This is a genomic window from Streptomyces sp. McG3, from assembly GCF_018619185.1.
Lineage (GTDB): Bacteria > Actinomycetota > Actinomycetes > Streptomycetales > Streptomycetaceae > Streptomyces.
The window spans coordinates 1-8,574 of sequence record NZ_JAAXYC010000319.1 but is presented as its reverse complement, the minus strand read 5'-3'; the positions used below and the strand labels follow the sequence as shown (position 1 = coordinate 8,574).

Sequence of the window (8,574 nt, the reverse complement as noted above, 5' to 3'; positions counted from 1 at the left end):
CCGCCCACCTGCCCCAGCTCCGCCTCCAGCCACAGGCCCCGCTCGTGCGCCCATACGACGGCGGCGCGGGTGGCCGCCAGGTTCTCCGTGTACGGCAGCCGGGCGGCGTCGAACATCGCCGAACTGAAACCGCAGTCCGCCGCCCGGTGCAGCAGCTCGGTCGACTGCACATGATCGAGGTGCAGGGAGACGGGTACGGCCGACTGGTCGGCCACCTCCGCCGCGGCGCGCGCGAGCGGCCGCGGCCGGCCCCGGTGGTAGGCGACCGCGTTCTCGCTGATCTGCAGGATCACCGGCGATCCAGCCGCCTCAGCGCCCTCGGCGATGGCTTCCGCGTGTTCCAGGGTGATGACGTTGAACGCGGCGACCGCACGGTGCTGTGCGGCGGCCTCGGCGATCAGATCGCCGGTGGTGGCGATGGGCATGGCGACTCCGGGGTGAGGGACCGTCGGGCGGACGGGAGGGTGCGGCCGGGGCCGTCAGACTGTGCTGCTGAGGATGACCGAGCGGGTGAGGTGGCGCGGCCGGTCCGGGTCGAGACCGCGGGCGTTCGCGATGGCCAGGGCCAGACGCTGCACCCGGACCAGCTCCGCCAGCGGGTCGAGGCCGCCGGCCACCCACCGGGCGCCGGTCGCGTGCACCTCGTCCATCAGCCCGGACGGGGCCTCGCCGAGCATCCAGGTCGCGGTGGAGCGGGTGGAGATGCTGATCGGGCCGTGCCGGTACTCCATCGCCGGGTACGCCTCGGTCCAGGCCAGCGCCGCCTCGCGCATCTTCAGCGCGGCCTCGTTGGCGAGTCCCACGCTCCACCCCTGCCCGAGGAAGGTGAACTGGCTGCACGCCACGAGACCGCTGGGCAGCGGCTCGGCGAGCGCGACCTGGGCGTCCTCGACGACCGCGTCGGTGTGCAGGCCCAGATGGGCGCGGAGCAGGGTCAGCGCCGAGGTGGCGAAGCGGGTCTGGACGACGGACTTCTCGTCGGCGAACTCCAGCACGATCGTGTCGTCGGCCATCGCCGCCATCGGGGTGTCGGGGTCGCCGATGACCACCGTGCGGCGGGTCGTGTCACCGATCTTCCCGAGGAGTCCGAGCACCTCGGTCGTGGTGCCGGAGCGGCTCAGCGCCACGACCCGGTCGTACGGGCGGCCGGCCGGGAACTCCGAAGCGGCGAAGGCGTCGGTCTCGCCCTGGCCGCTGCCCTCCCGGAGGGCAGCGTAGGCCTGGGCCATGAAGTACGACGTACCGCAGCCGACCACGGCGATGCGCTCGCCGGCCGCCGGAAGCCGGTGGGCGAGTCCGTCCGCCATGCCGGCGGCCACCTGCCAGCAGTCGGGCTGACTGGCCAGCTCCTGAGCCACGTGCGTCATCTGTGCTCCCTGTTCCCGGCGGTCGATGCTCGAAGCTGCATATTAGGCAAGCATTTCAAGCAATATCAAGCAGACGGGTGCAGGTTCGGTGCATCCCGGGTCGCGTCGGTCCCGGGCGGTGGCTGTGTGGCTGCCGCAGGCCACGGGGTGCGGAAGCGGGCGCGTGGTGGCGGGCCGGGAAGGCCGGGTCCAGCCGGGGCGGGTGCCGACCGGCCCGGCGGTCCAGGGAGTCGACGAGGGCGCTGTTCGGTGGACGTCGAAAAGGCTCACCCGTGAGGCCGGTAAGACAGGCACACCACATGCCACCCGAATTCCCGCTCATCCGTTCGAAAAACAACCGATTTCTCGGACATGTGCCGGGCGACGTGGGGCACGAGGCTGTCAGCGGTTGATGAGGGAAGGGCAGCTCGACCGGACGGCAAGAAAACCGGCGCGGCCCTGCCCGGAGGCAGCCCCCAATACGCCCTTGTATTTCCGACGAACTTAGGAGTTTCTCATGAGTGAAAATCTGTGGGGTTACCAGCCGAATGTCGGTCACACCGCCGGTGCCGACCTGATCGGCTACAAGGTCGAGGCGACCGACGGCAGCATCGGCAAGGTCGACAAGCACTCCGATGACGTGTCGTCCTCGTACCTTGTGGTCGACACCGGTGTATGGATCTTCGGCAAGCATGTTCTGCTTCCGGCCGGCACGGTGAGCCGGATCGACAGCGGCGACAAGAAGGTCTACATCGACCTCACGAAGGACCAGATCAAGGACTCCCCGGAGTTCGACAAGGACAAGCACATAGGCGACGCGGACTTCCACCGCACGACGGGTGAGTACTACGGCCGCCACCGCCGCGTGTGACTCGGCGCTGTGTGTGACGGGCGGGGCCGGAAGCCTGGTGCTTCCGGCCCCGCCCGCCGTCGCCGTGCTCCTCGTGCCGCGCGGCGGGGCTGCCCCGGGCGGGGCGCCGGTGCGGAATCGGGCGCGGGGAGCATGGAAAGAGGAGAGTCGAGCATACGTACAGCAGCAGGCTTGAATTCAGGTGTAGTTGATTCGTGACAGGCGTGGAGAAGGGTGAGAGGTCATGCCGCTGACATTTCGTAAGAGTTTCAGGATCCTTCCGGGCGTTCGGCTCAACATCAATCGCAAGTCCTGGTCCGTCACCACTGGTGGCGGCAGGAACGGTCCCCGCCATACCCGGAGCAGCACCGGCCGGCGGACCACCTCGATGAATCTGCCGGGCCCTTTCGGCTGGCGGAAGACGCGCCGTGGCTGATGGGAGAGGCGCACGTCCGTCCGCGGACCCCCGGTCGAAGAGACCGGGGGTCCGCGCTTCGTGGTTCGGGGACGTGAGGGAACGGTCATGAACTCCATTGGTGTCGCGCGAGCATGCCCGGGTCGACGGTGCGCGTGAGCAGGTGAAGGGGTGCGGCGTGGATGCCGGCCGCCTCGGCCGCTTCCCAGTAGGCCAGTCCGGTGGCCGCGTCGACCGGGCCGTGGACGAGCGGCACTTCGGCACCCGAGGCGTGGAGCAGGGACTCCAGCCGGCAGGACGCGATGGTGTCCGGCACCATCGGCTGCGCGAGGTATCCGGCCACCGCGGCGGCCGGAAGCCCTTCGGCCACCTGCCGTTCCGCGGGGCCGGCGCTCAGCAGTCCGCCGCCCACGACCAGGACGTCCTTCGCCCGCTCCATCCGGCCGATGGCACGAGACGTGTCGAAGCAGTGCGGGAAGGAGTCGTCGACCACCGTCGTACCGGGTGCCAGACGGCCGATGTCCAGGAGTGCGCCGCCCCCGCTGACCGCCGCGACGATCAGGCGGGCGTCGTACACGGCGTCGGGCAGACCGTGATCCGACTCGACCACCTCGACGATCTCGACGAGGCGGCGTTCCAGGAGGCTCTCGGCCAGCTCCTTCAGCCGTGGCCCGCTGCCCGGTACGTCACAGAGCAGCAGCCGCGTGGGCGGCCGCTGGGCCCGGGTGAGCAGCAACTCCAGTGAGGAGGAGCCGATCGAGCCGAGCCCCACGAACGCGACGGTGAGAGAGCCCAGTCGCTGCCCCGTCGCGTCGAGAGCCGCGTGTACGGTCCTGACGACGGACACGACGGTCGCCGCGTGACCGGTGGTGACGGCGGGGCCGGTGGCGGCAGTGGTGACGGCTCCGGTCGTGCCGACGGCCCGCAGGACGTCGAAGCCGTAGCCCGTGAGCGAGGGGATCATGCCCGCGAGGGACACGGCCCGCGCACCGAGCGACGAGGCGAGCTCCACCCCCCGCGTCGTGTGCCCGAGCAGGTCGTCGCCGGGGGCGAGTTCGTCCGCGAACAGCGGCACGCACACGAAGCCCGAACGGCCCAGCGGCGTCTTCAGCGTCTCCAGAAGCCGTGGCAGCCCGCCCGGAAACAGCAGGGTCCGCAGCTGCTCGCGCGGCAGCGCCGCCTCCGGCAGGCCCGACAGCCGGGCGAGGTCGGCCGGGGACGGCAGGTAGCCGACGAGCGCGGCGTCCATCCGCGCGTCCCGGCCGGGGTCCCCCGGGCTGTCGAGGCGGTCGGCATCGGGCACGGTCGGGGCCGCCGCATGCGCCAGACCGTCGCGCACCGAGTCCGTGAACGCGGCCAGCGCCTCCGGGGTGAACGCCGTCGCCGCCGCCCGGACGGTGATCCGCAGCCGCCCGCCGTCCGGACCGGCCGCCAGGAACACATCCGTACCGGCCGGCGGCGGTGTGTACACGCTGTCGCCGCCCTCCCGGGAGACGGTCAGCGTCCTGCCGCTCTCCGGACCCAGGGCGGAGAAGTCCAGAGAGGTGAAGAAGAACTGCGAGGCCATGGGCAGGCCGTTGGACAGCGCCGGCACGGCCCCCTCGTACGTCCGCGCCTCGGCGGCCTCGGCGGCGACCCGCCGCAGATCGTCCTCGAAACCCGCGTCGTCGGACCGCCCCGACGCCGGACCCGCCGGCCGCAGCGGAACAGCCGCGGCGAAGGGGCCGAACACCCGGTGTGCGTCGGGCAGGGAGTGGTCCCGGCCGCTCACCGCCATACCGAGCACCAGATCAGCCCGGCCCGTGGCGGACACGAGGGCCCGGTAGTAGGCGGTGAGCACCGGGGCGTGGAGGGAGGACCCGGTGCGCGCCGCGAGCCCGCGCAGCGCCTCCACCCGGCCGGCGTCGACCGTGAACCCGCAGGTGTGGAAGAGCGGGTCGGCGGCATTGCCCGGAGGCGTGCCGGTGGTGGTCGTACCGGCGGCGAGCAGGGGCGGCCGGTAGGGCGCGCTCAGCCGCTCCCACCGGTCCTCGCCGGTCGGGACGCCCGGCCGAAGTGACGCGGCCGGGGTGGCGGAGCCTCTCCCGACGGTGATAGCGGGGGCCGCTGCCGGGGGTGTCGCCGTGGCGGCTTCCGTGCGCGCCGCGAGCTGGAGGGCGTGGTCGCGGAAGGTGCCGCGCGGCGGTACCGGCGCCGGTTCTTCGCCGCTGGACAAGGCGTCGTACACGGCCGTCAGCTCCCGTACCAGGAGTGCGGCGCTGTAGCCGTCGCCGATGATGTGGTGGGCGTGGGCGACCAGGACGTGCTCGTCGGGAGCGACGGTGAGCACCCGCAGGCGCAACAGGGGCCAGGCCCAGGGTTCGAAACGGCGCGCCCGTTCGGCGGTGACCCGCTCCTCCACCTGACCGGGGTCGGTGAGGACCTCGAAGTCGACCGGCAGGCGCAGTGAGGACGGCAGCTCCTGCTGGACGGCCGGGCGCGCCCCGGCGGGGAAGACGGTGCGGAGCATCGGGTGGCGCCCGACGAGCGTGTCCACCGCGATCTGGAAGCGGGCGGTGTCGAGGCGGCCGTACAGACGCAACCGTGTGAGCCACGCCGATGTCGTGCCCGGTGCGAGGGCTTCGGCCAGCAGGAAGCCCCGCTGGGTGGGTGTCAGCGGGAAGGGTGGCGGAGCGACGGCCGGTTCGGGCGTCCCGGGGTGGTCGACGGCGGTGCTCGCTGCGGCATCGACGGCGGTGCCCGCCGCGGTGTCCACCGCGGCGGCGAGGGCCGCGAGTGTGCGGTTGCGGTAGATGACGGTCGGCCGGGGGAGCGGACCGCCCTGCTTCTCCAGCCTGGCGAACACTTCCAGCACGAGCAGGGAGTCGCCGCCCAGGACGAAGAAGTCGTCCTCGCGGGACACGTCGTCGGCCTGGAGCAGAGCGGTCCAGATGGCGGCCAGCCGGACTTCGGTGGGAGTGCGGGGCGGCGTACGGACGTCGTCCGTACGCGCGTCGGTGCCGGTGTCCGTGGCCGCCCCGGGCGGTTCGGTCGCTTCCCGGAGTGCCGGAAGCCGACGCCGGTCGATCTTGCCCGTGCTGGTGAGCGGCATCCTGCCGACGCGGGTGATCCGGGACGGAAGCATGTAAGCGGGCAGTGACTCCGCGAGATGGAGCCGGAGCGCCACGGCATCCGCTCCGGGAGATCCGGGCCCCGGTGTCACGAAGGCGGTGAGGCGTCCGTCCTCGGCGAGGACGACGGCGTGGGTGACGTCCGGGTGGGTCTGGAGCACCGCCTCGATCTCGCCCGGCTCGACCCGGTTGCCACGGATCTTCACCTGGTCGTCCAGCCGCCCGAGGAACTCCAGGACGCCGTCCTCGGAACACCGCACCCGGTCGCCGCTGCGGTACCAGCGGCGACCGCGCCGGACCGTGAAAGCGGCCTCGGTGAGGGCCGGTTCGCCGAGGTAGCCCGGGGTGAGGCCGACTCCGGAGATCAGGAGCTCACCTGCCTCGCCGGGCCGCAGGGGCTCCCCGTCGGGGCCGACGACCTCCACCTCCGTGCCCGAAACGGGGCAGCCGATGGGAAGCCGCCGCACCTGGTCGCCGGGCCGGGCCCGGATGATGTGGCAGCTCGTGTTGATCGTGGCCTCGGTCGGGCCGTACAGGTTGGCGATGTGCTGACCGTCGCCGAAGAGGTCGAACCAGCGGCGCACATGGGCGGGTGACAGGGCCTCGCCGCCGACATGGATCCACCGGAGCGCGGACAGGTCCGGCGGCGGTGCGCCGTCGCGTACGCGTTCCTCGGCAGCGCCGAGGAGCTGTTCCCAGAGTGTGGGGACGGAGCTCCAGACGGTGATGCGGCTGCGTTCGACGTGGGTCAGCAGCCGGTCGGGATCCCGCAGCAGGTCCCAGGCCACGGTGATTACGGTGGCGCCGACGAGCAGTGGCGCGAGGAGCTGGCGGACGGAGGCGTCGAAGCAGGGTGACGCGGTCTGGGCGAGCCGGTCGTGCTCGTCGTATCCGAAGGTGTCGATCGCCCAGTCGAGGTAGTTCTCCATCGACCGGTGGGTGATGGGAACGGCCTTGGGCCGGCCGGTGGATCCGGAAGTGAAGATCACGTAGGCGATGTCGTCGGCGTCGACCGGGCCGTCGGGTGCGGGGAGTTCGTCCGGTGACGGGAGGAGGTCTGCGACCTGGTCCGGGCCTGCGGCGGGCCCGGGAATCGCCGCACCCCGGTACGGCGGTGCCGAAGCGTCGACGTCCACCAGGGCGACGTCGCCGAGCGCTTCCCCCACCGCCCGGGTCGCGGTGTGGCAGAGCACCGTACGGGCGCCCGACCGCGTGAGCTGGTCCGTCAGCCGCGCGGTCGGGTGGCCGGCGTCCAGCGGAACCCAGCCCGCACCGGCGCGCAGGGCCGCGACGACCGAGACGACGGTGTCGGCGCCGGGTTCGGTGAGGAGCCCGACGAGGCTCCCCGGGGTGACGCCGCGGGCCAGGAGCGAGGTCGCGAGAGTGTGGGAGGCACGGTCGAGTTCGGCGTACGTCAGAGTGGCGGCGCCGGTGTCGACGGCGACCGCGTCCGGGTCGGCCCGGAACCGCTGGACCAGCCGACGCACGAGGGTGGCGGATCCGGATCCGGTGCTGGTGCCGTGGACCGGCAGGGGCTCCGGGGCCGCCGGGAGGCCGGGCCGGGGTTCGACGAGCGCGGCCAACTCGTCGTGGAAGTCCCGGTCCAGACGTGCCACCGTCGCCGGGTCGAAGAGCCGGACGGGGAAGTTCCACGAGAAGCGCAGGACCGCCTCGTCCTGCCAGCACAGCAGGCTCAGGCGGGTCGCGGCGGTGGCGGTGCCGGCCGCCGTCGGCCGCACGTTCACCGGACAACGCCCGTCGAGAGCGGCGGGGAAGCGCGAGAAGCTGAAGCCGGCCGGGCTCACCGTCCGGGGGCCGGCCCCGGCCGGGTCCGCCGGCAGCAGCCGTGCCAGGTCCAGGCCGGTGAGGCTCGCGTGCTGCTCGCTCTCCAGCCAGATTCCCGCCAGCCGCTCGGCCAGGGCCCCCACCGACTCGTCCGGGTCCGTCACGCACAGCAAGGGGAGGGTGTCGGCGAGCGGCCCCACGAGCCGGTCCAGGCCCGCCATGCGGTCGTCCCGCCGGGCGCGGGCGACGTTGACCGCGATCTCCCGCTGCCTGCTCCACCTGGCCAGACAGCGCACGTGCACGGCGAGCAGCAGATGGAAGAGGCTCACCCCGTGAGCGGCGGCCCGCTGCTCCAACGCGGCGGCCGGCACTGGGGCGAGGGCGCTCTGGTGCGTGGTCATCGGCGCCGCGGGCAGGGCGGACGCATCACCGTCGTACGGCAGTCGCAGCGGTTCGCCCCGGGAGGCAAGCCGCCCCGACCAGTAGAGCCGGTCGGCGGCGAGAGCTCTCATGCCGTCCGTGGAGGACCGCCCATCGGCGGCGACGGCCGCGTACCGCGCGAAGTCGGTGCCTGGCGCGGGCAGTGTCGGTGCGTGCCCGTCGGCGAGGGCGGTGTAGAGCGACCAGAGTTCTCCGGCGAGGACGTTGAGGCTGTACCCGTCACCGGCCGCATGGTGGATCACCAGCACCAGATGGGAGAGCTCAGGGCTCTCCCGGGCGAGGAGCGCGCGCACGGGAGGCTCGGCGGAGAGGTCGAACGGCCGGTTGCACAGGGCCGTTTCGAGCTCTTCGATTCGTCCGGTCAGCTCGCGGGCCTCGTACCAGGCGGACAGCGCGGCAGGCGGCGCGACGTACTGCGCCGGTGTCGCCGAGCCGAACCCCTTCCCGATCCCGTCATCGGTGCTTCCGGTGCTTCCGGTGCTTCCGGTGCTCTCGATGCGGATCCGCAGCATGGTGTGCCGGTCGGCGAGCGCGGCGAGCGCCCGGCCCAGGAGCCGGGTGTCCAGGGGCCCTCGGACGGTCTGGCGGACGTAACCGTGAGCCGGGACCTGTCTCTTATACCCATCT

At 72.5% G+C, this 8,574-nt stretch carries 5 protein-coding genes; 2 read left to right on the top strand and 3 right to left on the bottom strand.

Annotated elements, in window-relative coordinates:
- Together HET64_RS32650 and HET64_RS32645 are read right to left on the bottom strand one after the other, a co-directional pair.
- A partial coding sequence (locus tag HET64_RS32650; RefSeq protein ID WP_215110770.1) for a class II fructose-bisphosphate aldolase occupies positions 1 to 425 on the bottom strand: 425 nt, incomplete at its 3' end.
- Positions 426 to 479: 54 nt separating this feature from the next.
- A complete protein-coding gene (locus tag HET64_RS32645; RefSeq protein WP_215110769.1) occupies positions 480 to 1,367 on the bottom strand; it encodes an SIS domain-containing protein in 888 nt (295 codons plus the stop codon).
- Between the two features lie 496 nt (positions 1,368 to 1,863).
- Here HET64_RS32645 and HET64_RS32640 point away from each other — a divergent pair, with 496 nt between their 5' ends.
- Positions 1,864 to 2,217 carry a PRC-barrel domain-containing protein gene (locus HET64_RS32640; RefSeq protein WP_215110768.1) on the top strand — a complete coding sequence of 118 codons (354 nt, stop codon included), beginning with the start codon at positions 1,864 to 1,866 and terminating at the stop codon, positions 2,215 to 2,217.
- Between the two features lie 223 nt (positions 2,218 to 2,440).
- Entirely contained in the window at positions 2,441 to 2,632 is a 192-nt protein-coding gene (locus tag HET64_RS32635) for a DUF4236 domain-containing protein (RefSeq protein WP_215110767.1), read from the top strand.
- 85 nt (positions 2,633 to 2,717) lie between these two features.
- Here HET64_RS32635 and HET64_RS32630 read toward each other — a convergent pair.
- On the bottom strand, positions 2,718 to 8,574 hold a 5,857-nt coding region (locus HET64_RS32630), incomplete at its 5' end, for a non-ribosomal peptide synthetase (protein ID WP_215110766.1).